16 protein-coding genes are annotated in these 25,313 nt (G+C 67.3%); 9 read left to right on the forward strand and 7 right to left on the reverse strand.

Annotation, left to right across the window (positions count from 1 at the left end; genetic code table 11):
* The first annotated feature begins 1 nt into the window (after position 1).
* Together ftsA and ftsZ are read left to right on the forward strand one after the other, a co-directional pair.
* The gene (gene ftsA / locus AC3D24_RS19265) at positions 2-1,264 is read left to right on the forward strand and encodes a cell division protein FtsA (protein ID WP_056051322.1); all 1,263 of its coding nucleotides are present in this window, start codon (positions 2-4) and stop codon (positions 1,262-1,264) included.
* A 113-nt stretch (positions 1,265-1,377) separates the two neighbouring features.
* The gene (gene ftsZ / locus AC3D24_RS19270; protein ID WP_489032655.1) at positions 1,378-2,949 is read left to right on the forward strand and encodes a cell division protein FtsZ; all 1,572 of its coding nucleotides are present in this window, start codon (positions 1,378-1,380) and stop codon (positions 2,947-2,949) included.
* A gap of 158 nt (positions 2,950-3,107) precedes the next feature.
* On the opposite strand, the gene AC3D24_RS19275 is transcribed toward ftsZ, so the two are convergent.
* Positions 3,108-4,421, reverse strand: coding sequence for an NAD(P)/FAD-dependent oxidoreductase (locus tag AC3D24_RS19275; RefSeq protein ID WP_489032656.1), 1,314 nt, complete (start codon positions 4,419-4,421; stop codon positions 3,108-3,110).
* Between the two features lie 92 nt (positions 4,422-4,513).
* On the opposite strand from AC3D24_RS19275, the gene AC3D24_RS19280 reads away from it, so the two are divergent.
* Positions 4,514-5,134 carry a TetR family transcriptional regulator gene (locus AC3D24_RS19280; protein ID WP_489032657.1) on the forward strand — a complete coding sequence of 207 codons (621 nt, stop codon included), beginning with the start codon at positions 4,514-4,516 and terminating at the stop codon, positions 5,132-5,134.
* Positions 5,135-5,145: 11 nt separating this feature from the next.
* On the opposite strand, the gene AC3D24_RS19285 is transcribed toward AC3D24_RS19280, so the two are convergent.
* Both AC3D24_RS19285 and AC3D24_RS19290 read right to left on the reverse strand, forming a co-directional pair.
* Positions 5,146-6,426: a carbohydrate porin gene (locus AC3D24_RS19285; RefSeq protein ID WP_489032658.1), complete on the reverse strand. Its 1,281-nt coding sequence runs from the start codon at positions 6,424-6,426 to the stop codon at positions 5,146-5,148.
* A gap of 83 nt (positions 6,427-6,509) precedes the next feature.
* Entirely contained in the window at positions 6,510-8,945 is a 2,436-nt protein-coding gene (locus AC3D24_RS19290) for a membrane-bound PQQ-dependent dehydrogenase, glucose/quinate/shikimate family (protein WP_489032659.1), read from the reverse strand.
* 300 nt (positions 8,946-9,245) lie between these two features.
* Between AC3D24_RS19290 and AC3D24_RS19295 the strand changes: the two genes are divergently transcribed.
* The 6 genes from AC3D24_RS19295 to AC3D24_RS19320 all read left to right on the forward strand — a co-directional run bounded on the left by AC3D24_RS19295 (position 9,246) and on the right by AC3D24_RS19320 (position 17,588).
* Positions 9,246-10,094, forward strand: coding sequence for a TorF family putative porin (locus AC3D24_RS19295; protein ID WP_489032660.1), 849 nt, complete (start codon positions 9,246-9,248; stop codon positions 10,092-10,094).
* Positions 10,095-10,209: 115 nt separating this feature from the next.
* Positions 10,210-10,299 (forward strand): K(+)-transporting ATPase subunit F, encoded by a 90-nt coding sequence (gene kdpF / locus AC3D24_RS19300; protein WP_055875324.1) that lies wholly within the window; start codon positions 10,210-10,212, stop codon positions 10,297-10,299.
* Positions 10,300-10,311: 12 nt separating this feature from the next.
* Positions 10,312-12,015, forward strand: a complete 1,704-nt coding sequence (kdpA, locus tag AC3D24_RS19305; protein ID WP_489032661.1) for a potassium-transporting ATPase subunit KdpA — start codon at positions 10,312-10,314, stop codon at positions 12,013-12,015.
* Positions 12,016-12,029: 14 nt separating this feature from the next.
* Positions 12,030-14,060: a potassium-transporting ATPase subunit KdpB gene (gene kdpB / locus AC3D24_RS19310; protein WP_489032662.1), complete on the forward strand. Its 2,031-nt coding sequence runs from the start codon at positions 12,030-12,032 to the stop codon at positions 14,058-14,060.
* A 277-nt stretch (positions 14,061-14,337) separates the two neighbouring features.
* Positions 14,338-14,919: a potassium-transporting ATPase subunit KdpC gene (gene kdpC, locus AC3D24_RS19315; RefSeq protein ID WP_489032663.1), complete on the forward strand. Its 582-nt coding sequence runs from the start codon at positions 14,338-14,340 to the stop codon at positions 14,917-14,919.
* Complete coding sequence (locus AC3D24_RS19320; protein WP_489032664.1) at positions 14,916-17,588, forward strand: DUF4118 domain-containing protein; 2,673 nt, start codon at positions 14,916-14,918, stop codon at positions 17,586-17,588. Before kdpC ends, AC3D24_RS19320 begins: the two co-directional genes overlap by 4 nt.
* Here the strand turns inward: AC3D24_RS19320 and AC3D24_RS19325 are convergent.
* The 4 genes from AC3D24_RS19325 to glf are packed head-to-tail and all read right to left on the reverse strand — an operon-like array spanning position 17,527 to position 25,187.
* Positions 17,527-19,836: a glycosyltransferase family 4 protein gene (locus AC3D24_RS19325; RefSeq protein WP_489032665.1), complete on the reverse strand. Its 2,310-nt coding sequence runs from the start codon at positions 19,834-19,836 to the stop codon at positions 17,527-17,529. The genes AC3D24_RS19320 and AC3D24_RS19325 overlap by 62 nt on opposite strands.
* A complete protein-coding gene (locus AC3D24_RS19330; RefSeq protein WP_489032666.1) occupies positions 19,833-20,933 on the reverse strand; it encodes a zinc-dependent alcohol dehydrogenase in 1,101 nt (366 codons plus the stop codon). Before AC3D24_RS19330 ends, AC3D24_RS19325 begins: the two co-directional genes overlap by 4 nt.
* Positions 20,926-22,989 (reverse strand): glycosyltransferase, encoded by a 2,064-nt coding sequence (locus AC3D24_RS19335; RefSeq protein ID WP_489032667.1) that lies wholly within the window; start codon positions 22,987-22,989, stop codon positions 20,926-20,928. The genes AC3D24_RS19330 and AC3D24_RS19335 overlap by 8 nt, the downstream gene beginning before the upstream one ends.
* The gene (gene glf / locus AC3D24_RS19340) at positions 22,986-25,187 is read right to left on the reverse strand and encodes a UDP-galactopyranose mutase (protein ID WP_489033244.1); all 2,202 of its coding nucleotides are present in this window, start codon (positions 25,185-25,187) and stop codon (positions 22,986-22,988) included. Before glf ends, AC3D24_RS19335 begins: the two co-directional genes overlap by 4 nt.
* Positions 25,188-25,313 lie beyond the last annotated feature (126 nt).

Below are 25,313 nucleotides of genomic sequence, written 5' to 3' on the forward strand. Positions count from 1 at the left end.
CATGGCAAAGGTGGCACCGGAAGGGCTGATCACGGCGCTCGATATCGGGTCGTCGAAGGTTTCGGCGATGATCGCGCAGAAGGGGGACGGAGGCGAGCTGATCGTGCTCGGCACCGGCCAGCGCGAGAGCCGGGGCGTCAAGCGCGGCTATATCGCCGACATGGCGACGACCGAGGCAGCAGTGCGGGAGGCGGTCGAGCAGGCCGAACGGATCGCTGGGATCAACATCGAGAACGTCTGGGTCGGCTTCTCCGCCGGCGGGCTGGTGTCCGACGTCGCCGAGGTCGAGTTCGAACTGGGCGGCCACCGCGTCGAGCAGCAGGATATCGACGCCTTGCTTGCCGCCGGGCGCAACTCGATCGATCCGCAGGGGCGCATGGTGCTCCACGCGCAGCCTGCGCTTTATACGCTCGACGGGCTGACGGGGGTGAAGACGCCGCTCGGTCTGCATGCCGATCGGCTCGGGGTGCATATCCATGTCGTCGCGGCGGACGGTTCGCCGGTGCGCAACCTCGACCTGTGCGTGCGGTCCGCACATCTCGAAGTGAAATCGATCATTGCCTCGCCGGTCGCGACGGGCTTGGCTTGCCTCAGCGACGAGGAGCGCGAGCTTGGCGTTGCGTTGGTCGAGATGGGGGCGGGGATCACCAACGTGTCGCTGTTCGCAGGGGGCATGCTGGTCGGGCTGACCTCGATCCCGATCGGTGCGCAGGACATTACCGACGACATCGCCAGCGCATTCGGTACGCGGCGGCAGAATGCCGAGCGGATGAAGTGTTTTCACGGCTCAGCCAACGCCAGCCCCCGCGATAATCACGACATGATCCCGGTCATGCCGATCTCCGCCGAGGACGGTGCGGGCGAGGGGGCTCAGATCACCAAGGCGCAGCTGATCGGCGTGATCCGCCAGCGTCTGGAGCATCAGATGGGCGAGGTGCGCAATGCGCTTACCAAGCTGAAGTTCGAGGGGCCGGTCGGGCGTCAGGTCGTGCTGACCGGCGGTGGTGCCGAACTGAAGGGTATCGCCGATTATGCGCAACAGGCGCTCGGGCGATCGGTGCGGATCGGTCGACCCCGTGGTCTGACCGCGCTGCCGGAAGCGCATGGCGGACCGGCGTTCGCGACGCTAGCGGGGTTGGCCTTCTACGCGGCGACCAACCCGATCGACCTTCGCGGGCTCGCGCCGCAGCGGACGACGGTGCATCGGCCAAAGGGTATGGGCATGATGCGCAAGTTGATTCAGGCGGCACGCGCGAATTATTAAGAGTTTCGAGGGCGCTGGCGTTATTTCGGCTGGAACAGGCCGTGACGTTGGTGCACACAGATTAATCAGGGGCCCGGCCGTAGCGTATCTACCGGGTTGTGCGGAGAACGGCGATGAGCATCGAATTCCTTAGTCCCGAAGTGGACGATCTGGCCCCCCGCATCGCGGTGATCGGCGTCGGCGGCGCGGGCGGCAACGCGATCGCCAACATGATGCGGGCCGACGTCCAGGGCGTCGACTTCCTCGTGGCGAACACCGACGCGCAGGCGTTGAAGCAGTCGACCGCACCGCAGCGGATCCAGCTCGGCACCAAGATCACGCAGGGTCTCGGCGCCGGTAGCCGTCCCGAGATCGGTCGCGCGGCCGCCGAAGAGACGATCGACCAGCTCGCCAAGATGCTCGAAGGCGCGCACATGTGCTTCATCACCGCCGGCATGGGCGGCGGCACGGGTACGGGCGCAGCGCCGGTCATCGCCAAGGCGGCGCGCGACATGGGCATCCTGACGGTCGGCGTCGTGACCAAGCCGTTCGCGTTCGAGGGCAACCGTCGCGCCAAGTCGGCCGAGGGCGGCATCGACGAGCTGCAGAAGTATGTCGACACGCTGATCGTCATCCCGAACCAGAATCTGTTCCTCATCGCCAACGCGAACACGACCTTCAAGGAAGCGTTCACGATGGCGGACGAGGTCCTCCAGCAGGGCGTCCGCAGCATCACCGATCTGATGGTGATGCCGGGCCTCATCAACCTCGATTTCGCCGACGTCCGCTCGGTGATGCAGGAGATGGGCAAGGCGATGATGGGCACCGGCGAGGCAAGCGGCGACAACCGCGCGCTCGAGGCTGCACAGAAGGCGATCTCGAACCCGCTGCTCGAAGGCGTCAGCATGCGCGGCGCGAAGGGTGTCATCATCTCGATCACCGGCGGCGACGACATGCGCCTGCTCGAGGTCGACGAAGCCGCGAATCACATCCGCGACCTGGTCGATCCCGATGCGAACATCATCTGGGGTTCGGCGTTCAACCAGGAGCTGGAAGGCAAGATCCGCGTCTCGGTCGTCGCGACCGGGATCGACGCCGATGCGCGCCCGCCGGAAGTCGCGCCTGAGCCGACCCGCTCGTTCAGCTTCGGATCGCGCAAGACCGACGAGAACACCTCGTTCCGTCCGAGCGAGCCTGCCGCGGCCGCGCCTGCGCCGGTCGTGCACGCTGATGAAGAGCCGCTCGACCTGACGGCATCATCCGAAGTCGAGCCGTCGTCGAAGTCGGATGACGAACTCGTGCTCGGCGCTGAGACGATCGTGCCGCAGGCCGCGCCTGCTCCGGTTGCGCCCGCACCGCAGCCGGCCCCTGCGCCGCGCACCTATGGCGACGACTCCTATGGTCGCGGCCCAATCGCGCGTCCGGCTTCGGCATCGGTCGTGCCACCGGCGCGGGCGACGATCGCGCCGGCTATCCCGGTGCCGACTCCGGCGGCCGACGAAGGTGGCGCGCGTCGCCGGTGGCTGGCTCCGGGTGCCGAGGCTACCCCAGAAGCGGTTCCTGCTGCACCACGTGTGAAGCTCGGCGGCACGCTGTTCGAGCGCATGTCGAACGCGGCACGCGGCGCGGCGAAGGACGACGGCGAGGCGGCTCCGCAGGATCCGCTCGACATCCCGCGCTTCCTGCATCGGCAGAACAACCAGTAGGTCGGGGCGAGGACAAGGCCTGCGGGCGTTCGTCCTCTACCATTAAGTGCCACCCCGGCGAAAGCTGGGGCCCAATTGGCAAGATCGTCAAGACGAAGGTTTGTCCTTCGTTTCAACCGTCCCCCAATTGGGCCCCGGCCTTCGCCGGGGTAGTTGCGTCAGTGCAGCTTGAGGCTTGGTCGGACGATCTTGTTGACGTGGCCGACGACGATCAGCGCGGCGCCCTTCAGCCAGCCGTGGATCGCGATCAGGTGCATCCGGTACAGCGACAGATACACGAACCGCGCGAGGCGGCCTTCGATCGCGAGCTTGCCGCCGACCAGATTGCCCATCAGCGTGCCGACCGTCGAGAAGCGGCTGAGCGATACCAGCGAGCCGTGATCCTTGTAGACGAAGGCGCGCGGCGGCTTGCCGGCCATCATCCGGTTGAGATTGTCGAACACCGCCGATGCCATCTGGTGCGCGGCCTGCGCGCGCGGCGGCACGGGGCGATCGCGGCCGGGGAGCAGGCACGACGCGCAGTCGCCCATCGCGAAGACCCGGTCGTCGATCGCGGTCTGGAGCGTCGGCGTGACGACGATCTGGCCGCTGCGCGACAGTTCGAGACCGTCGAGCCCGCCGGGGATCGCCGCCGCCTTCACGCCCGCCGCCCAGACCTGAAGATCGGCGTCGATCCTGTCCCCATTGCCGGTGGTCATGCCCTCGCGATCCGAGGCAGTGACGGGAGTGTTGGTGAGGACACGCACGCCGAGCACTTCCAGTTCGCGCTGTGCCGCCGCCGCCAGTCGTTCGGGCAGCGCGGGTAGGATGCGCGGACCGGCTTCGATCAGCGTCACGTCGAGGCGGCTGCCGTCGAACACTTCGAGGCCGTAATAGCCGAGGGCCGCGGCGGCGTTGAAGAGTTCAGCGGAGAGTTCGACGCCGGTCGCGCCGCCGCCGACGATCGCGACGCGGACGCGCGCGTCGCTGTCGGGATCGGTGGTCATGGTACGCGACACGCGGAGGCACTGGTCGAGCAGGCGATCGCGGAACCGGTCGGCCTGCGCGCGGCTGTCGAGGAAGGTGCAATTCTCGGCGACGCCGGGCGTGCCGAAATCGTTGGTGACCGAGCCATAGGCGAGCACCAGATAATCGTAGCGGATGCTGTGCGCGGCGATGACTTCGCGGCCATCCTCGTCGTTGACCGGCGCGAGATGGACCTGTCGCGCGGTGCGATCGATCGCGGCGAGCGCGCCGTAGAAGAACCGGTAGCCCCAGCGGTGGCAGTGGCTGCGATAGCCGACCTCGTCCATGTTGGCGTCGAGCGAGCCGGTCGCGACCTCGTGCAGCAGCGGCTTCCAGATATGCGTGCGGTAACGGTCGACGACGATGATGTCGTGCCGCTTGCGGCCATAGCGCGCGCCGAGCCGGGTCGCGAGTTCGAGCCCTGCGGCGCCGCCGCCGACGATGACGATCTGAATCTTGGCGGTCATGATAGGATACCTCGTTCAATGGGGCGGGCGGATCGAACCGACGCGGTACGGGCGCGATTGCCAACCATGGTCGGGGCGGCCAAAGGTAGAGCGTGCAGGACAGTTTTACCGAACGAAACCGCCTCGACATCATCGCGGTCGCGACGACGCATTTCGCCGACAAGGGCTTTGCCGGTGCGCGCGTCGACGAGATCGCCGCGGCGACCGCGACATCGAAGCGAATGCTCTATTATCATTTCGGCAGCAAGGACGGTCTGTACCGCGCCGTCCTGACCGAGGCGTATCGCGGCATCCGTTCCGCCGAGCTGGATGCCGGGCTGGGCGCGATGGCGCCGATCGCGGCGCTCGAGCATCTGGTCGCGCTGACGTTCGACTATCATTTCGCGCATCCCGAACTGGTGCGGCTGGTGATGGACGAGAACATGCGACACGGCCCGCATGTCGGCTCGGTCGCGGAGGGGCGCAACGAACTCATCCTGCCCAAGACGCAGGGGCTGCTCGATCGCGGCGTCGCCGACGGCAGCTTCCGGCCGGGGCTCGATGCGGTCGACCTGCACATGACGATCAGCGCGCTCGCCTTTTATTATGTGGCCAACCGCTACACGTTCGGGACGTTGTTCAAGGCGGACATGCAGAGCGCGGAGGCAGCGGCACGACGCCGCGCGCAGGTGGTCGAGACGGTCACGCGCTATTGCCGTGCGGATGCGGACTAGGCGCGGGACGATCAAAACTGCACCTTGACCTGCGACCCTACCGCCAGCGCGTTGCGGGTGGTGCGGAAGCCGAACGCGCCGGGGTCGACGATGTACTGGACGTCGGGGCGGATGCTGAACCAGCGGCGCGCCTGGATGCCGTAGCTCAGTTCGATCGCGGTCTCGCCGGCGGGGAGCGAGGCGTAGCTATCCTCGATAGCTGTCGCTTCGACGGCGGCGTGGCGCAGGCGCGGGTTCGCGATAGCGTGCGTGACGCCCAGCGCGAGCGTGTCGGCGTCGCGGCCCGCGAAGGTGCCGGTCTTGACGAGGCCGGCGGCGTACCAGCGGGTGATCTGCGCCGAGGCTTGCGGATTGGCGGTGAACTGGCCGAAGATCGACAGGCCGCGGGCGCCCTTACCGTCACGCACGATCATCTGGTCGGCGAGGACATAGAGGCCGTGGCGACCGCGGATCGTGCCGGTCTCGCCCTGCCGGGCGACGCGCGACGTGTCGTAATAGGTGCCGAGCTTGTAATGCCCCGGCATGACGCGGCTGCCGGCGATCGTGCCGGGATCATATTCGATTTCGAGCGGCAGGATGACGCCACTGGTGCCGCCGGCAAACGGGCGAAAAGCGTTGCGCTCGTCGCCGAGCCGGGTGTTCACCTGGTACACGCCAGTGCGTAGCGCGATGTCCGGCCGCACCCGGTAGCGGACCGCGCCACCCCAGCGCGCATTCGGATAATTATACCAACCGCTATCGCCCGACAGCGACAAGGGATGCGCGCAGAACGCCGCGTTTACGAAGTTGCAGCCGAGCGCCATCCCGCCGAGATCGTTTCCCATCGCGAAATAGCCGAGCCGCAGGTTGAGCTTGCCGTCCGCGAAATTCTGTTCGTAGCTGAGTTCGCTTAGCCGGGTATATTGGCCGCCATAGGCTTCCTGGATCGGCAGGCGATTGCCGACATAGTCGGACGAGATGCCGACCCCGCGACGATCGTTGAGCGTGACATGGACCTGCGCGCCGGACCAGCCGACCAGAGTATCGAGGTCGAAGTCCATGCCCGCCCGGATCTGCTGCGTGTAGGCGGTGCCGCGCTTTACGCCTCCGCGGACCACGCCGAAGGTTTCGGAGACGTAATCGGCGCGCACGCTGACGCCTGCGTCCTTTAGGTCGGAGCGCAGGCCGCCCCAATCGCCGGTCAGCGTATCGCGCGGGTGAGGCGCGTCGAGCGGCTTGGCGACGGCCGCGCCCTTGGGCACGGCGGCATCCCGTGTCTGCGCTTCGCTGCCGCCGATCGCAATCGCAATCAACAGGCCGCTGCTGGCTAGCCGGACAAGGCCCCGGATGGGGCGGGGGATGTGGCGGATCCCCAGCCCAATTCTTGCGACGGCCACTACAGCGCGTAGGCGATGACATAGTCGCCGCGGTCGGGCGACTGGCGCGTGCCACCGGCGGTGATTACGACATATTGCTTGCCGGTCCTGGGCGACTTGTAGCTCATCGGTCCGCCCTGGCTGCCGACCGGGAGGCGGGCCTTCCATGCTTCGTGGCCGTTCGCCGAGTTGAACGCGCGCAGATAGTAATCCTGCGTGCCGGCGATGAAGACGAGCCCGCCCTGCGTCGCCAATGTACCGCCCAGCGTCGGCAGGCCGATCGGGATCGGCAGGCCCATGCGGATGCCCATCGGGCCGGTATCGCGGACCGTGCCGACCGGGACCTGCCACTTGATCTGGCGGGTCGTCATGTCGATCGCGGTCAGCGTGCCGTAGGGCGGCGCCTGGCAGGGCACGCCGAGCGCGGACAGGAACCGGTCCTTGATCACCGAATAGGGCGTGCCCTTGAGCGGGACGCTGCCCATGCCGGTATTGGTCGCCTCGCCGCCGGTGCTGGCCCCGGTTTTATTGGGAGCCTGCTTCTCATGGGTCTGCGGGAACATCTGTACCCACAGGCCGAGCCGCATGTCGTTGGCGAAGATCGTGTTGGTGGTCGGATCGGTCGACAGCCCGCCCCAGTTCATGCCGCCGAGCGAACCCGGAAAGCTGAGCGACTTGTCGGTGCCGGGCGCGGTGTAGAGCCCTTCGTAGCGCATCCCCTTGAAGGCGATGCGGCACAGCAGCTGGTCGAACGGCGTGGCGCCCCACATGTCCGCCTCGGCGAGCGTGCCCGCGCCGATCTGCGGCATGCCGACCGACAGCGGTTGGGTAAGCGCATAGGGTTCGTTCGGGATATTGGCGGCCTTGACGGGGACGTTGGCGACTTTGGTCAGCGGCCGGCCGGTGGCGCGGTCGAGCACGTAGAGCTGCCCGGCCTTGGTGCCGAACACGAGCGCGGGCACCTTGCGGCCGTTGACCGGGAAGTCGACGAACGACGGCTGCATCGGCAGGTCGAAGTCCCACAGGTCGTTGTGCACGGTCTGGAAATGCCACTTGTCGCGGCCGGTCGTCGCATCGAGCGCGAGCATCGACGCGCCGTAGGTGTGATCGAGCGCGCTGCGGGTCACGCCGTAGAGATCGACCGAGGCGCTGCCGACCGGCATGAAGATGGTGTTGGAGGCCGGATCGTACGACATCGCCGCCCAGACATTGGGGGTCGAGCGCGTGTAGGTCTTGCCCGCGGGCGGCATGCCGGTGATCGCCGGGTTGCCCGGATCGAATGCCCAACGGAGCTTGCCGGTGATGACGTCGAAGCCGCGCATGACGCCGCCCGGCATGTCGGTCTGGACGTTGTCGGCCACGCGGCCGCCGACGATGACCGTCGTGCCGGCGAGCGTCGGTGCCGAGGTCAGCTGATATTTCGGATCGGGTGCATCGCCCATGCCCGCCTTGAGATCGGTCTTGCCGTTGTTGCCGAAGCCCGGGCAGAACTTGCCGGTGTCGGCATCGAGCGCGACCAGTTCGGCGTTGATCGTGTTCATCAGGATGCGGCGCTGGCACACGGCACCGGTGGGCACGGTGACGGCGGTGACCGGCGTGGCGCCGGGGACGTTCGGCTGCTGGAGCGGCGCGTGGACGTCGAAATAGGCGAGGCCGCGGCACCGCATCCACACCGACGCGCGCGCGTTGATGATCGTCTTCCATTTTTCGCGCCCGGTATCGGCGTCGAGCGCGATGACGTTGTTGTGCGGCGTGCAGATGAAGACGGTGTCGCCGACCTGAAGCGGTGTATCCTGGTCCTCTGCGCCATTGCCGTCGCTGACCGCGATGTCGCCGGTGTGATAGGTCCAGGCGACCTTCAAATTCTTGACGGTGTCGCGGTTGATCTGGTCGAGCGCGACGAAGCGGCTGCCGCCGGTGGTGTTACCGTACGCTTCCCAGTTCTTTTGTTCGTGCGCCGCGTCGACCGGGATCAACGGGTTTTCGGTGCCGGCGAAGGCGACCGTGGCATGCGGCACGAACATCGCCGCGGCGCCGCCGGCCGATGCGAGCGCGAGCACGGCGGCGACCCCAAGCGCGGGGCGCCATGCGGGCAGGCGGCCGCTGGCGATGCGGAGCAGCGGATAGGACGCGGCGACCACCGTCGCGCCGACGCTCATCGCCAGCAGGCGGGAGATCAACGGCCAATAGGTGAACCCGACTTCCCACAGCGCCCAGGCGATCGTGACCAGGAACGTGGCGCCGAAGACGAGCGCACCGGCAGGGCGGCGGCGCGCAATCAGGATGCCGGATGCGAGCAGGGCAATGCCTGCGACGACGAAATAAAGGCTGCCGCCGAGCGTGGCGAGCTTGGCGCCGCCGATCGTGAAGACGAGCCCCGCCAGCAGGATGACGGTCCCCAATATGGCGAGCCAAATCTTCGTAAGGCGGCCATTCTTCACGTTCGTGCCCGACATGCGGCAAATCCTTCGGTCCTGGCATGCGTCCAGGACGGACCGCCTGCGATGGTGGCACGCCAACTCTCTTGCCAAACTGGAGTCGTCGTCTCACTCGATGTGTACCATCTAGTACACGTCTCGTCGCAGGGCAATGACCACCTCGGTCGTGAGAGGTTGCCCCGGTGCTCATGCTTGCAAATACTATGGAGAACATACGCGTATCAGCCGAAACCGATCTCGAATTGCTACGTCGGCAAAGCCTAATTGTCAGTCCTCGCGAACCGCCATCCTTCCGGCAGCGCGCGCATGGGGACCGCAATGCACATTCTTCGTTTCACCGCCGCCGTCAGTCTAATCGCCGGTATCGCCACGCCCGCGTTCGCACAGGATACCGCGCCGCCGTCTCCGGTAACCGTAACCGGCTCCGCGACGCTCGCGACCGACTACCGCCTGCGCGGCGTGTCGCAGTCGGACAAGAACGGCGCGATCCAGGGCGGGCTGACGGTCGCGCACGAGAGCGGGTTCTATGTCGGCGCCTGGGGCTCGAACCTGTCGGGCTGGGGCACGTTCGGCGGCTCGAACATGGAGCTCGACCTGATCGGCGGCTACAAACACAAGCTCGCGGACAATGCGACGATCGACGTCGGCCTGACCTGGTACATGTATCCGGGCGGCGCGTCGAAGACCGATTACGCCGAGCCCTATGTGAAGCTCAGCGGCACGACCGGCCCGGCGACGCTGACCGCCAGCGCGTTCTACGCGCCGAGGCAGCAGGCACTCGGCAAATGGTATCGCACCGGCGCCGATGCCGCCGCGGGCGTCTATACGGACGCGGGCGACAAGGAGGACAATCTGTACCTCACCGGAGACGGCGCGTTCGCGCTTCCCGGGACGCCGATCACCGCCAAGGCGCATATCGGCCACAGCTGGGGCAATGACGGGCTTGGTCCGAACGCGACCAGCGCGGCGCCGACCGGCGACTATTGGGATTGGTCGCTGGGTGCGGACACTACGTATCGAAACCTGACGCTGAACGTGAGCTATGTCGACACCGACATTACGCGTCGCAGTGCAGCGTATCTCCAGCCGAGCTTCTCCCGCGGACAGGACGGCACCGGATCGATCGCCGACGGCACCGTGGTTGCCTCGCTCACCGCCGCCTTTTGAAGAGGAACGACCGATGCAGGATCTACTCTGGATAGCGTTCATGGTCGGACTGGTGGCGGCGACGCTCGCCTATGTCCGCCTGTGCGACAACGCCTGAGCCCATGAGGACACCATCATGACCCTCGACCTCTGGCTCGCCGCGATCGTCGCGCTCGGGCTGCTGTTTTACCTCGTGGCGGTGCTCATCCGTCCCGAACGCTTTTAGGAGCGCGTCCTCATGACATTCGAAGGATGGATCCTCATCCTGGGCTTCGTCGGCATCCTGCTGGCATTGACCAAACCGGTCGGCCTGTGGCTGTTCGCCTTGTACGAAGGCCGCCGCACCCCGATCCACGCCATCCTCGGCCCCGTCGAGACCGGCTTCTACAAGCTCAGCGGCATCGACCCGAAACAGGAGCAGGGCTGGCGCCGTTACGCGCTGCACATGATCATGTTCAACGCGATGCTGATGGCGCTGACCTATGCGGTGCTGCGTCTGCAGGGCGTGCTGCCCGGCAATCCGCAGGGCTTGGCGGGGCTCAGCCCCCATCTCGCGTTCAACACCGCGATCAGCTTCACGACGAACACCAACTGGCAGAGCTATGGTGGCGAATCCACCATGTCGAACTTCAGCCAGATGTTCGGCCTGACGATCCACAACTTCCTGTCGGCGGCGACTGGTATCGCGCTGGCGTTCGCGCTGTTCCGCGGGTTCGCGCGTAGGTCGAGTGCGACGATCGGTAATTTCTGGGCCGACATGACTCGCGTCACGCTGTACGTGCTGCTGCCGATCTGCGTCGTCGTGACGCTCTTCTATATCGCCAGTGGCGTACCGCAGACGATGGCCGGCACGGTCGACATTACGACCCTGGAAGGCCTCAAGCAGACACTGACCCTCGGCCCGGTTGCGAGCCAGGAAGCGATCAAGATGCTCGGCACCAATGGTGGCGGCTTCTTCAACGCGAACTCGGCGCATCCGTTCGAAAACCCGACTGCGCTGGTCAACCTCGTGCAGATGCTGTCGATCTTCCTGATCGGCTTCGGCCTCACCTGGACGTTCGGCAAGGCCGTCGGCAACACCAGGCAGGGCTGGGCGATCCTCTCGGCGATGCTCGTGCTGTTCCTTGCCGGCGTCACGATCACCTATTGGCAGGAAGCCGCGGGCAACCCGATCCTCCACAACATCGGCGTCGCGGGCGGTAACATGGAAGGCAAGGAGGTCCGCTTCGGGATCGCCGCATCCGCCTTGTTCTCCGTCGTCACCACTGCCGCATCGTGCGGCGCGGTCAACGCGATGCACGACAGCTTCACGGCCTTAGGCGGCATGATCCCGCTGCTCAACATACAACTCGGCGAAGTCGTCATCGGCGGCGTCGGCGCGGGCATCTACGGCTTCCTGCTGTTCGCCATTCTCGCCGTGTTCGTCGCGGGTCTGATGGTCGGCCGCACGCCCGAATATGTCGGCAAGAAGATCGAGGCGCGCGAAGTGAAACTGGCGGTGCTGGCGATCGCCATCCTGCCACTCGTCATCCTCGGCTTCACCGCGCTCAGCGCCGTGCTGCCGGACGGGCTCGCCGGGCCGCTCAACAAGGGGCCGCACGGGTTCAGCGAGATCCTCTACGCGTTCACCAGCGCGGTCGGGAACAACGGGTCGGCCTTCGCCGGGCTCACCGCCAACACGCCGTATTACAACGGCCTGCTGGGGGTCGCGATGTGGCTCGGGCGCTTCTTCATCATCGTGCCGATGCTCGCCATCGCCGGTGGTCTCGCGGCCAAGAAATACACGCCGGAGAGCGCAGGCTCGTTCCCGACGACGGGCGCACGGTGGGTCGGCCTGCTGGTCGGGATCATCCTGATCGTCGGCGGCCTGACCTTCCTGCCGAGCCTCGCGCTCGGTCCCATCGCCGATCATCTCGCGATGATCAGCGGCAAAACCTTCTGACGGGACAAGCCAAAATGGCACGCACCCCTACCAAGTCGCTGTTCACGGCCGACTTGATCATCCCGGCGATCGGCGACGCTTTCCGGAAACTCGACCCAAGGCAGTTGATCCGCAACCCGGTGATGTTCGTCACCGCCTGTGTCGCCACGCTGTTGACGATCCTCGTCAACGTCGGCGGCGACGGGCTCTCGGTCGGCTTCAAGATTCAGTTGGTGATCTGGCTGTGGCTGACCGTGCTGTTCGGCACCTTCGCCGAAGCGCTCGCCGAAGGACGCGGCAAGGCGCAGGCCGCGTCGCTCCGCGCGACCAAGGCCGAGCTGACCGCACGCCGCATGAAGGGCGACCAGGTCGAGTCCGTCCCCGCCAGCATGCTCCGCGCGGGCGACATCGTCCTCGTCACGATGGGCGACCTTATCCCCGCGGACGGCGAAGTCGTCTGGGGCGTCGCCTCGGTCAACGAAGCCGCGATCACCGGCGAGAGCGCGCCGGTGATCCGCGAGGCGGGCGGCGATCGCTCGGCGGTGACCGCGGGCACGCGCGTCATCTCCGACGAGATCCGGGTCAAGGTCACCGCCAACCCCGGCGAAGGCTTTCTCGACCGCATGATCGCGCTGGTCGAGGGCGCCGAGCGGCAGAAGACGCCGAACGAGATCGCGCTGACGCTGCTGCTCGTCGGCCTGACGATCATCTTCCTGATCGCGGTCGGGACGATCCCCGGGTTTGCCAGCTATGCGGGCGGCCGCGTGCCGGTCGCGATCCTCGCGGCGCTGCTGATCACGCTGATCCCGACGACGATCGCAGCCTTGCTGTCGGCGATCGGGATCGCGGGGATGGACCGTCTGGTGCGCTTCAACGTGCTCGCCAAGTCGGGCCGCGCTGTGGAAGCGGCGGGCGATATCGACGTGCTGCTGCTCGACAAAACCGGCACGATCACGATCGGCGACCGCCAGGCGAGCGAGTTCCGCTCGGTCGGTGGTACGCGTGACGAGGACCTCGCCGAGGCGGCATTGCTCGCCAGCCTCGCCGACGAAACGCCCGAGGGCCGCTCGATCGTCGTCCTCGCGCGCGAGAAGTTCGGCGTGACGACCAGCGAATTGCCGAGCGATGCGGAAGTCATCCCGTTCACCGCGCAGACGCGTATCTCTGGCGTGATCGTCGGCGGTTCGCTGATCCAGAAAGGCGCGGTCGACTCGATCCTGAAGGCCAATCCGGGAGCAGGGGCAACCGCCGCCGCGACCGAACTGCGCCGCATCACCGACGAGATCGCCCGCGCCGGCGGCACGCCGCTGGCAGTCGCCCGCGATGGCCGGTTGCTCGGCGCGATCTTCCTCAAGGACGTCGTGAAGGCCGGCATCCGCGAGCGGTTTGGCGAACTGCGCGCGATGGGCATCCGCACGGTGATGATCACCGGCGACAACCCGCTCACCGCCGCCGCGATCGCCGCCGAGGCCGGCGTCGACGACTTCCTCGCGCAGGCGACGCCAGAGGACAAGCTCGACCTGATCCGCAAGGAACAGCAGGGGGGCAGGCTGGTCGCGATGTGCGGCGACGGCACCAACGATGCGCCGGCGCTCGCACAGGCCGACGTCGGCGTGGCGATGAACACCGGCACGCAGGCCGCGCGCGAGGCGGGCAACATGGTCGACCTCGACAGCGATCCGACCAAGCTGATCGAGATCGTCGGCCTCGGCAAACAGCTGCTGATGACCCGCGGTGCGCTGACGACCTTCTCGGTGGCGAACGACGTGGCGAAGTATTTCGCGATCATCCCGGCGATGTTCGTCGCGCTCTATCCGGGGCTGGGCGTGCTCAACGTGATGCGGCTCGGCTCGCCCGAAAGCGCGATCCTGTCGGCGATCATCTTCAACGCGATCATCATCCCGATGTTGGTGCCGCTCGCGCTGAAGGGCGTGGCGTACAAGCCGATGGCCGCGGGCCCGCTGCTCGCGCGGAACCTCGCGGTGTATGGCCTGGGCGGCCTGATCGCGCCGTTCGTGGGGATCAAGCTTATCGACATCCTGGTCGGTGCCTTGGGGCTGGCATGATGACCGAGACTAACCCGTCATGCGCGCATGCACCCTCACACCAACCCCCAACACCACCCCGGCGAAGGCCGGGGCCCAATTGGAGAGGTCGAGGTAACGAAGTGCAACAGAAGTTGGCGACGTTGCCCAATTGGACCCCGGCCTTCGCCGGGGTGGTGCCAAGGGGAACGGCGGACGAAGCAACCTCCGCCGGCCTCACCCCTGAGAATTGTTCACCCGCGAAGGCGGGTGCCCAGACTGTGTCCCCGCCTCCGCGGGGACACATGGAGACGACAGAATGAACTCCGATTTCACCTCCGCCCTCCGCCCGGCGTTCGTCATGACGATCCTGTTCGCGCTGCTCCTCGGGATCGTCTATCCCCTCGCCATGACCGGGATCGGACAGGCCATCTTCCCCGCGCAAGCGAACGGCAGCCTCATCATGGCCAACGGCAAGGCGATCGGCTCGACCGTCGTCGGCCAGGCCTTCACCACCGACCGCTATTTCCAGACGCGTCCGTCTGCAGCGGGCAAGGGCTATGACGGATTGGCCTCCTCGGGCTCGAACTACGGCCCGACCAGCCAGGCGCTCGTCGATCGCACCAAAGCTGACGTCGTCAAGCGTCGCGCGGAAGGCGTGAGCGGTGCGCTGCCGGCCGACCTAGCTACCGCCTCGGGCTCGGGCCTCGACCCCGATCTGTCGCCAGCCTCGGCCTACGCCCAGGTCGCTCGCGTCGCGCGTACCCGCGGTTTGCCCGCTGATAAGGTCCGCGCGCTGGTCACCGCCAACGTCGAGGGCCCGCTGCTCGGCATCCTCGGCGAGCCGCGCGTCAACGTCCTCGCTCTCAACCGCGCACTGGACGCGACGGGCGCGCGTTGAACGACGACGGACGACCATCCCCCGAGGCCCTTCTGCGACAGGCGTCGCAGGAGGGTCGCGGCCGTCTGAAGATATTTCTCGGCGCCGCCCCCGGTGTCGGCAAAACCTACGAGATGCTCTCCGAAGGCGCCGAACGTCGCCGCGCCGGTGTCGACGTCGTCATCGGCGTGGTCGAGACGCACGGCCGCGTCGAAACCGAAGCCCTCACCAGAGGTCACGAGATCGTCCCGCGCAAAGCGATCCCCTACGAAGGCCGCACGCTCGACGAGATGGACCTCGACGCGATCCTCGAACGCGCGCCCACGCTCGTCCTGGTCGACGAACTCGCCCACACCAACGCGCCCGGCAGCCGCCACCCGAAACGCTACCAGGACGTCGAGGAATTGCTCGCCGCGGGCATCGACGTTTATTCGACGATCAACATCCAGCACATCGAGAGCCTCAACGATGTCGTCGCCTCGTTTACGCGAGTCCGGGTGCGAGAGACCGTCCCCGACAGCATCGTCGAAGCCGCCGAGATCGAAGTCGTCGACATCCCGCCCGACGAACTGATCGAGCGGCTGAAGGCGGGGAAAGTCTACCTCCCGCAGGAGGCCACCCGCGCCCTCTCGCATTTCTTCTCCAAGTCCAACCTGTCCGCGTTGCGCGAACTCGCGTTGCGCCGCGCCGCGCAAGCCGTCGACGCGCAGATGCTCGAACACGTCCGCGCATTGGGCGTCGGCGGCACCTGGGCGGGCGGCGAGCGGATCGTCGTCGCGATCAGCGAACTGCCCGGCGCGCTCGGCCTCGTCCGCGCCACCAAGCGGATTGCCGACGCGATGCACGCGCCCTGGACCGCGGTGTATATCGAGACGCCGCGCGCGCAGACCTTCGGCGAGCCCGAGCACCGCCAGCTCGCCGCGGTCTTCAACCTCGCGACGCAACTCGGCGGCGACGTCGCGACCGTCCCCGCGACGTCAGTGGTCGACGGCCTCAAGACCTTCACGACCGAAGCGCGCGCGACGCAGCTGGTCGTCGGCAAGTCCACCCGCTCGCGCTGGTTCGAACTGCGCCACGGCTCGGTCGTCGACCAGATGGTCCGCGAGTCGCCCGGGATCGCCGTCCACGTCCTGCCGATGGACCCGCCCACCGCGCCCCGCGGCGCGCGCGTGCGGACCGGAGGTTGGGGCAGCAAGGCAGGCTACGCGTGGACGACGGCGATGGTCGCGGGCGTCACCGGCGTCGCGAGCGCGCTGTTCCACATCCTCAACCTCGGCAACGTCGCGCTGCTGTACCTGCTCCCGGTGATGGCCGCGGCGAGCCTGTTCGGCCTGCGCACCGGGCTGTTCGCAGGCATCGCCTCGTCGATCGCGTACAACTTCTTCTTCCTGCCGCCGACCGGCACGCTGACGATCAACAATCCCGAGAACGTGATCTCGATCCTCGTCCTGCTCGGCATCGCGTTCGTGACGAGCCAGCTCACGTCGCGCGTCCGCGCGCAGGCCGATATCGCCGCCGCCAGCGCCCGCACCAACGCCGCGCTCGCGGGTTTCTTGCGCCAACTGACGTCGCTCAACGAGCCCGTCGCACTGGCCCGCGCGATCTGCGAGGAAATCGGCCGGTTGTTCGGAGTGCGCGCGGTGATCCTCGTCGCGGAGGATACTGGCCTCGCGGTGCAGGCGGCGAACGGCGCGGATTACCGGCTAGAGACGATGGAGATGGCGGCCGCGCAATGGGCCTATGACAGCGGCGCTCCGGCGGGTCGCGGGTCGAGCACGCTGGCGGCGTCGGAGTGGTTCTTCCAGCCGTTGCGCTCGGGCGAACGGACGCTGGCGGTGCTCGGACTCGCGCGTGAGGCAGGCGGCGATCCGGTACGGTCGGACCAGTTGCCGTTGCTGATGAGCCTGGTCGATCAGGCGTCGCTGGTGCTCGAACGCGCGCGGCTCGAGGTCGAGATGCGCGATGTCGATGCGGTGCGCGAGCGCGATCGGTTGCGGCAGGCGTTGCTGTCGTCGGTGAGCCACGATTTGCGCACGCCGCTGACGTCGGTGATGGCGGCGGCGGCGGAACTGCACCGCGGCGTCACGCCGGAACTGATCGCGACGATCGAGAGCGAGGCGGCGCGGCTCAACCGGTTCGTCGGCAATCTGCTCGACATGGCGCGGGTCGAGGCGGGGGCGCTCCGGTTGCGGCTTGAACCGGTCGACCTGACCGACGCGGTGGCGGGGGCGGTGCACGACACCAAGCGCGCGCTGGAGGGGCATGCGATCCAGCTCGATGTGCCGCCGAACCTGCCACTGGTCCGCGTCGATCCGCAACTGCTCCACCATTGCCTGCTCAACCTGCTCGACAATGCCGGGCGCTATGCCGATCCGGGGACGCCGATCGTGGTGCGCGGCGATCACCGCTACGGTGTGCTGACGCTGTCTGTGATCGACGAAGGATTGGGCTTGCCGCCGGGTCGCGAGGCCGAGGTGTTCGAGACTTTCCGGCGTCTCGAAGGCTCCGATCGCGCGATTGGCGGGACAGGCCTCGGGCTTGCAATCGTAAAGGCCTTTGCGGAGGCGATGGGGATGACCGTCGAAGCTGCCAACCGTGATCCCGACCAGGGCGGTACGGGCGCGCGGTTCAGTCTGCACTTTCCCAAAGAGCTGTTGGTCCGTGATGCGGAGGGCGGACTTCTGGTGTGAGGGCGCTGGTTCGCCAGGTGCGAACGACGTCGGCCAAGGCGACGTTCGGGCGACGCTCTGCCAGATCTGGCGAGCAGGCGAGCAGGCCGTTGGGGCAGTAGCGGTCGTCGTCCCAGCCGGGGTGATCGAGGATCGGGTAGAGGCACACGCCTTCGACGGGCACGCCGAGCGATTGGGCGATCTTCACCTCGCGCAGGATCATGCGGAGCCAGGCGGGGCGGGAGCTGCCTTCGATGCCGGTTTCCGCGATGAAGATCGGGCGGCCGTAGCGGGCGTACGCGTCGGCGAGGATCGCGTGGAGCGGGCGGCTGAGGGGGTGGTCGTACGACAACGGTGGTCCGCCGTGGATCCACTGGTTGTTGTGGTAGAAATTGACGCCGACGATATCCAGCAGCGCTGAGTGGCCGCCGATCTGGGGCCATGCCTTACCCGCGATCATGTCCCACGCTTGGTATTGCGCGAGGCGGTGGCCTTCGGCGGCGGGGGCGTCGTGCGGGCGGGCGGGGTCGGTGATGACGTTGATGACCGGGTCGGCGTGCACGAACCGCGCGGCAGGGTCGACCGCGAGGATCGCTTCCATCGCGGAGATCGAAGCACGCGCGAGTTGCACCTTGAGTTCGTAGCCGCGTCGTTGCGCGAACGGGTTGAGATAGGCTGCGTCGCCGCCGCCCCAGGCGAAGAACGAGATCTCGTTGACCGGGGCGTAGAAGCGGGTCTCGCCGGGGGCGGCGGGGCCGATATGACGCGCGGCGGCGGCGGCGAAGGCCGCAAAGCGCGTGACGAAGGCGGGTGTCCAGATGTCGATGTCGTCGGGCCAGCCGTAATGGAGCAAGTCCCAGATGACTTCGGTGCCGATCGCCTTCGCGGCTTCCAACTGTCGGTCGAGGCTGGACCAGTCGTAGCGGCCGGGTTCGCGTTCGATCAGATGCCAGCGCAGACCGTCGCGGACCGTCAGGATGCCGAGCTTGGCGAGTTCGGCGTAATCATGCGCGGCGAGGGTGTCGTGATGGCTGGCGGCGATGACGTCGACGCGCTTGTGGTCGTGCGCGCGGCGGTGCGTGGAGGATTCGAAGCCGCCTTGCAGGAAGCTGCGGAAGAGTCCCGTCGGGCGGGGCAGGGGTGGACGGTCGGACAGGACTTCGGCGAACAGCGCTTCCCAGCGGGGGACGACGGCGGCGACGGCGTACTCGCTGTCGACCTTGGCGCGGAGGGCGGTGCCGAGGCGGTTTCGAAGTGCCGGGTCTTCGATGAGTTTCGTGATCGCGGCGGCAACTGTGGGCGGGTGTTCGTGGGGCACGAACAGGCCGCTGACTCCGTCGACGATCTGTTGTTCGGATCCGTTGTCGCGCGTTGCTATGACAGGGAGGCGTGCGGCGCCGGCTTCGGCGATCACGTGCGGCATGCCTTCGCCGCGCGAGAGCCAGACGAAGACGTCGAGCGCGGCGAGCAGGTCCGGCACGTCGTCGCGGTCGCCGAGAAAGGTCAGGGCGGTGTCGAGGCCAAGGGCGTGCGCTCGGTTGCGAAGTGCGACGGCGTATTCGGGGATGAAGGCGTCCGGGCCTCCGATGACGATGAATCTGGCGCGGGGGTGGCGGGCGTGGACGAGCGCGGCGGCTTCAATGAAATCCTCGACGCGTTTCTTCGGGTCGAGACGGCCTAGCCAGCCGATCAGCGGTATGTCGTCGGCGATCCCTAGCGCCGCACGGACTGGCGCGCGTCGGGCGGGGTCGAAGGCGCGCGTATCGACCATCGACGGGATCTCGATCGCGTGGTGTTCGCGGCCGGGCATGCGGCTGGCGGCGGCGTCGCGGATCGAGGCGCAGACGCCGACATAGCGAGCGGTGAAATGCTTGGGACCGGCGAGCGCTTCGGAGACGAGGCCGCCATGCTCGATCAAGGGCGGGCGGAGATGCATGCGTTCGAGCGCAGGATAGATGTCCGCGACGTTCTGGCACGAGACGACCACGTCGTACGCGGGCAGCTTGCTCGCGAGGTAGGCGACGGTCTCGTCGAAGCCGAGCGCGTAGGGCGTGCGGTCGACGGGGACGCCGATCGCTTCCAACTGTGCGTGCGTCTGCTCGGGCATGCCGTCTTTTCGGAAGCAGGCGACGACCTCGATTCGGTAGCGCGTCGGGTCGAGCGCCTGGGCGAGCAGGCGCACCTCCGTCTCCTCGCCGCCGACGACGAGCCAGGCGAAGACGAACAGGATGCGGATCGGGCGGGCGTCGGCAGTGAGTGCGGTACTCAATCGCCGACCTTAAAGACGATCTGGAGGAATTCTGGCCGCTCGCCGACCAGCTTTGCGATGAAGGCGGGGGCGTCGTCATAGGGCACGACATGCGTGATGAGCTGCGCGCGGATCTCGGGGCCGCGGGCGAGCAACAGCTTTACCGTCTCGTTCGCAAGGCGGCGGCGGTCCCATTGGAAGCCAAGCCCGCGCGGGACGCGATTGATCTGCGCGCAGCGCAGGTTGAGGCCGTTGTGGTGGAACTCCTCGCCGAGCCGGAGCCGGTCCGCGCCGCCCTGGTAAAAGGCGAGGTCGATCACCGTGCCCTGCGGTCTCAGCGCGCGCATCGCGGCGTGGAGGCTGGCGGCGTCGGCGCGGGTCTGGAACACGACGTCCGCGCCGCGATCGTCGCCACCGTGCAGCCAGCGTGCCTTGGCATACGCCCAGGCTTGGTCCTCGGTCATCGCGGTGATGCCGAGGCATTCGGCGCGCAGGCGGCGGAAGGGGGACGGGTCGGCGATCACAACTTCGCTCGCGCCCGCAGCCTGCGCGAACAGGGCGGTCAGCATGCCGACGATGCCTGCGCCGATCACTAAGGCGGGGCGACCGCGGATGCCGTCGCCAAGGTTTACCACATTGGGCCCCAGCAGTTCGGCGTCGGCGTGGAGAATGCCGTTGGCGGCGATCGGACCCATCTGGCCGATATAGATGCCGAGGATCGGATCGAGCTCGGGCGGGAGCTTGGTCAGCAGGTCGTTGAACGGGTCTGCGGTGTGGCCGGTCTTGTGCCCGAACACCGTGCCGACGACGTCGCCGTTCGCGAAATCGTCGACCCGGCTGTCGCTGACGCGCGCGCATTCCATGTAGCCGAGGAACGGTACGGGATAGTGGGCGCTCGGCTCGCCAGGGACGAACACGCCGCGCCCTGCGTCCCAGCGGGAGTGGAGATACGGGTTGCTGTTCTTGACGAAGGTGAGCTCGGTCCCGGCGGAAAACCCGGTGTAGAGCAGGTCGAGGCGGACCTGGCCGTCGCCTGGGGGTGCTTCGTCATAGCTGAAGAAATAGGCCTGGCCGGGACGTTCGACACCGAGCGACCGGACGTGGCGCCACTCAGACATGCGCCACCTCGCGCTCGCGGACGTCGATCGCGCGGCCTTCGACGGCGGAGCGTTCGATCGCCAGCGCCAGGCGGAGCGTTTCGAGCGCGGCGGGGTAGGGGCAGCGGATGCGGTTCTCGCCCCCGCGCACCGCGTCGATAAAGTCGCGATCCTCCAGCACGACCGGATCGCTGCCGGTGCCGCGGACCGGACGGCCGCGGCCGATGTCGATCATCACGTCGCGGTCGGTCAGTTCGATCGCGAGTCCTTCGCCGAAGAGGTGGAGGCCGACGCGGTGGTTCCAGTTGAGTAGGCAGGTCGACGCGAAATTCGCGATCGCACCGCTGGCGAAGGTGAGCATCGCGGTGCTGGTGGTGGCGACGTCGAGGCCGGGGAAGGCGGCGCGGTCGATATGGCCCGACTGGCCGTAGACGCGGACGACATCGCCGACGAGATAACGCGCGAGATCGACGAGATGCGTCGTCTGTTCGAGCATCTGGCCGCCCGATGCGTCCTTCTTCCACCACCAGCGCGGCGGCGGGGTGGAGTCTAGCCAATAGCCGGACAACAGGCGGGCGGGGGTTGCCGAGAGGAGCGCCTTCACCTCGTCGACGGTGTCCAGATAACGCCAGTGGTAGCCGACCGCGGTGACGAGGCCGAGCCGGTCGACTGCGGCGGCGACGTCCTCCGCGGTGCCGAGGTCGAGCGCGACGGGCTTCTCGACGAAGAACGGGAGCTTGTGCTCGATCGCGAGGCGTTCGGGTTCGCCGTGCGCGAAGGGCGGCACGCAGATGTAGAGCGCGTCGAGGTCGACCGCGGCCAGCATTGCGGAGGCATCGTCGAACGCGCGCGCGCCGAAGCGGGCGGCGGCTTCGGTCGCGCGCGCCATGTCGACGTCGGCGACCGCGACGATCGCGACGTCGTCGAACTGCTCCAGCACGCCGAAATGGCGATTGGCGATCCCGCCCGCGCCGATGAACCCGATCCGTGTCCGCTCCACGCCGTCTCCCTTTGTGTTTTGGTCTTGCACCGCGGCGTAGACCGCGCGCGTGTCGGCGATCATGCGATCGGCCGAGAATAGGTCCTGCTGGCGTTCGATCGACGCGCTTGCCATTGTTTTCAGGCTCTCGCGATCGGCCAGCAGCGTGACGATCGCATCGGCGAAGCTGGCCGGGTCGGCGGCGGTCAGGCGACCGGTGACGCCGTCCTCGATCGCTTCGGCATTGCCGGGCGCGACGGTGGCGACGACGGGGAGGCCGGCGGCCATCGCTTCGAGTGCGACCAGCGGCAGGCCTTCGAACGCGGACGGCAATACGAGCAGGTCGGCGAGCGTCATCAGGTCAGCGACGTCGTTGCGCGTGCCGAGCATGCGGACAGTGCCAGCCAGCCCCTTGGCGGCAATCGCGCGTGCGGTCTGGGTGAGGAGGGGGCCTTCGCCGGCGAGCAGCACGATCACGTCCGGGTGCGCGTCGCGGATCGCGGGCAGCGCGTCGAGCAGGAGTGCGTGGCCCTTCTGCTCGGCGAAGCGCGCGACCATCAGGAGGACGGGGGCATTGCCGACGCCCCATTCGCCGCGGAGGGCTTCGCGCGAGCGCGAGGGTTTGTGCGCGCCGACGCCGTTGTGGATCGTCGCGACGAAGGCCGGATCGATGCCGGCTGCGCGGTGGCTGTCACCGACCGCGTCCGAGACGCAAATCAGGCGAGCTAGCGCCGCCGACGTATCACGGTGTTCGTCGCGCTGGGCGGGGTCGGTGAGGAGGTAGGGGAGATGTTCGGTGCGGATCACGGGGACGCCAGCCGCGTGCGCAGCGCGGACGGCGGCGTGGCCTTCCCAGCCTATGCCGGCGTGGACGTGGACGATGTCGGGCGCCGCGCGGTCGAGCCAGCGGGCAAGGCCTGCATCGTCGTCGAGCGCTTTCACCGCATAACCCTTGGCGGCGGCGTGTTCGAGCAGGCCGGTTCCGGGCCGCGCGGCGACGACGATCTCGTCTCCGCCCAACCCTTCGGCGAGCGTCATCATATGCGCGCCGACGCCGGACGGGGCGAGGCTGTCGGTCAGCAGGCAGATGCGGGTCATTCGGCGGCCATCACGGGGGTTTCGAGGACGGCGGACTTGGCGACCATCCGGCGATAGGTGGCGAGCGCTTGCCCCACGACCTGGTCCATATTGTAGTAGCGATAGGTCGCGAGCCGCCCGACGAAGGTCACGCCTTCCTCGGCATCGGCGAGCGCCTCGTAGCGTTTGAACAGCGCCTGGTTCTCGGGGCGGGGGATCGGGTAATAGGGATCGCCCTCCGCGCTCGGGAATTCGTAGCTGATGCTGGTCTTCGCGTGGAGCTGCCCGGTCAGGTGCTTATATTCGGTGATGCGCGTCTGTGGCACGGTTTCGTCGGGATAATTGACGACCGCGACCGGCTGGAACTGCGCGGCGTCGTGCGTCTCGTGGCGAAACTGGAGGCTGCGATAGGGCAGCTTGCCGAAGCGGAAGTCGAAATACTCGTCGATCGGGCCGGTGAACACGATGTGGTCGACGTCGACGCGCTCGATCACGTCGCGATATTCCACGCCGAGATCGAGCGTGATGCCGGGGTGATCGAGCATCGCCTCGAACATCCGGGTGTAGCCGTTCGCCGGCATCGCCTGGAATGTGTCGGTGAAATAGCGGTCGTCGGTCGAGGTGCGCGTCGGCACGCGCGCGGTGACGGCGCGGTCGAGTTCGGACGGGTCGAGGCCCCATTGCTTCCGCGTGTAGCCGCGGAAGAACGTCTCGTAGAGATCGCGACCGACTGCGGCGACGACGACGTCTTCGGAGGTGCGAATGTCCTCGACCGATTCCGCGCGGCTGGCGAGGAAGGCGGCGGCTTCCGCGTCGTCCTTGAGTGACAGGCCGTAGAGTTCGTTTAGCGTGGTCCGGTTGATCGGCATCGGCACGAGCTTGTCGTCGACGCTGGCGAGGACGCGATGTTCGTACGGTCGCCAGTCGGTGAAGCGCGACAGATAGTCGAACACGTCGGCGGAATTGGTGTGGAAGATGTGCGGGCCGTAGCGGTGGATCAGCACGCCGGCCGCGTCATGCTCGTCGTACGCATTGCCGCCGATGTGCGGGCGGCGATCGACGACTAGGACGCGCTGGCCGCTGTCGGCGGCGAGCCGTTCCGCCAGCACAGCACCGGCGAAGCCTGCGCCGACGATCAGCGTGTCGTAGCGTTCGCGTTTCGGCGCGGGACGGAAGGTGCGTTTCGCGCCGAGGACGCGGTCGATCTCGGTTGCCATGGCGGTTTGCGTGCGGTCCCAGGATTGCGTGGCGAGCAGGCGGTCGGCTTCGTCGCGCCATGCGCCTTCGCGGGGGAGGGCGAGCGCGGCCTCGCACGCCGCGACGAACGCGTTCGCGTCGGATGCGATCGTCACCGCCGCAGCGTCGCCGTAATGGCGGATCACGTCGACGATCGGTGTCGATACGACGGGCAGGCCGCCGGCGAGATATTCGGGCGTCTTGGTCGGGCTAATGAAACGCGTCGCGGCGTTGATCGCGAACGGCATCAGCGCGACGTCCCAGCCGGAGAGATAGGCGGGGAGCTCGTCGTAGCCGCGTCCGCCGAGCCAGTGGATGTTGGCGCGGCGTGGCAGGTGCGCGGGGTCGATCTTCACGACCGGGCCGATCATGATGAACGACCAGTCGGGCCGGGCTGCGGCGACCGTGTCAAGCAAGGCTAGGTCGATGCGTTCGTCGATGACACCGAAGAAGCCGAGCTTCGGACCGAGGATGCTGCGCTGGTCCTGAGGTTCGATATTCCCGGTCCGCGCGCGTGCGAAATGCGCGACGTCGACTGCCGACGGGAAGGCATGGACGTCGCGGTGACGGCCGCGCTTGGCTTCGTAGAGGCTGTAGCCGCCGGTGAAGACGAGATCGGCGCGCGCGAGCAGCCGCGCTTCGCGGTCGAGCAACGCGGGGTCGGCGAAGCGGAACGCGGACAGTTCGTCCATGCAATCGTAGACGACTGCGGCAGCGTCGAGATGCTCGGCGAACGGGAGCATCATCGGGGTGTAGAACCAGAGGACAGGCTTGGCGCGAACGCTCGTCGCGACCAGCATGTCGAGAAGTTGCCGCAAGCCCGCCTCGACCTGTTCGGCATTCCACCAATGTGGCAGGCGCGGGCGTAGCGCGATCACGTTGTCGGCGGGGAAGGGGTGGTGTTCGAGGAAGGGCAGCGGGTGGTCGCAGGGAATGTGTTCTTCCCAGACGAACACGCTCTGGGTTTGCGCGAACCGCTTCATCAAGTGCTGCGGGCGCTGCGTGACGAAATCCCAGCGGAGATGCGAGAAACAGATCAGCGGCGGGGCACTGGGGTCACCGGATTTCGAGAGGCTGGGAGTAGGTCCGATACCGTGCACGCTCTTCCA

Source organism: Sphingomonas sp. SL1004, from assembly GCF_057815015.1.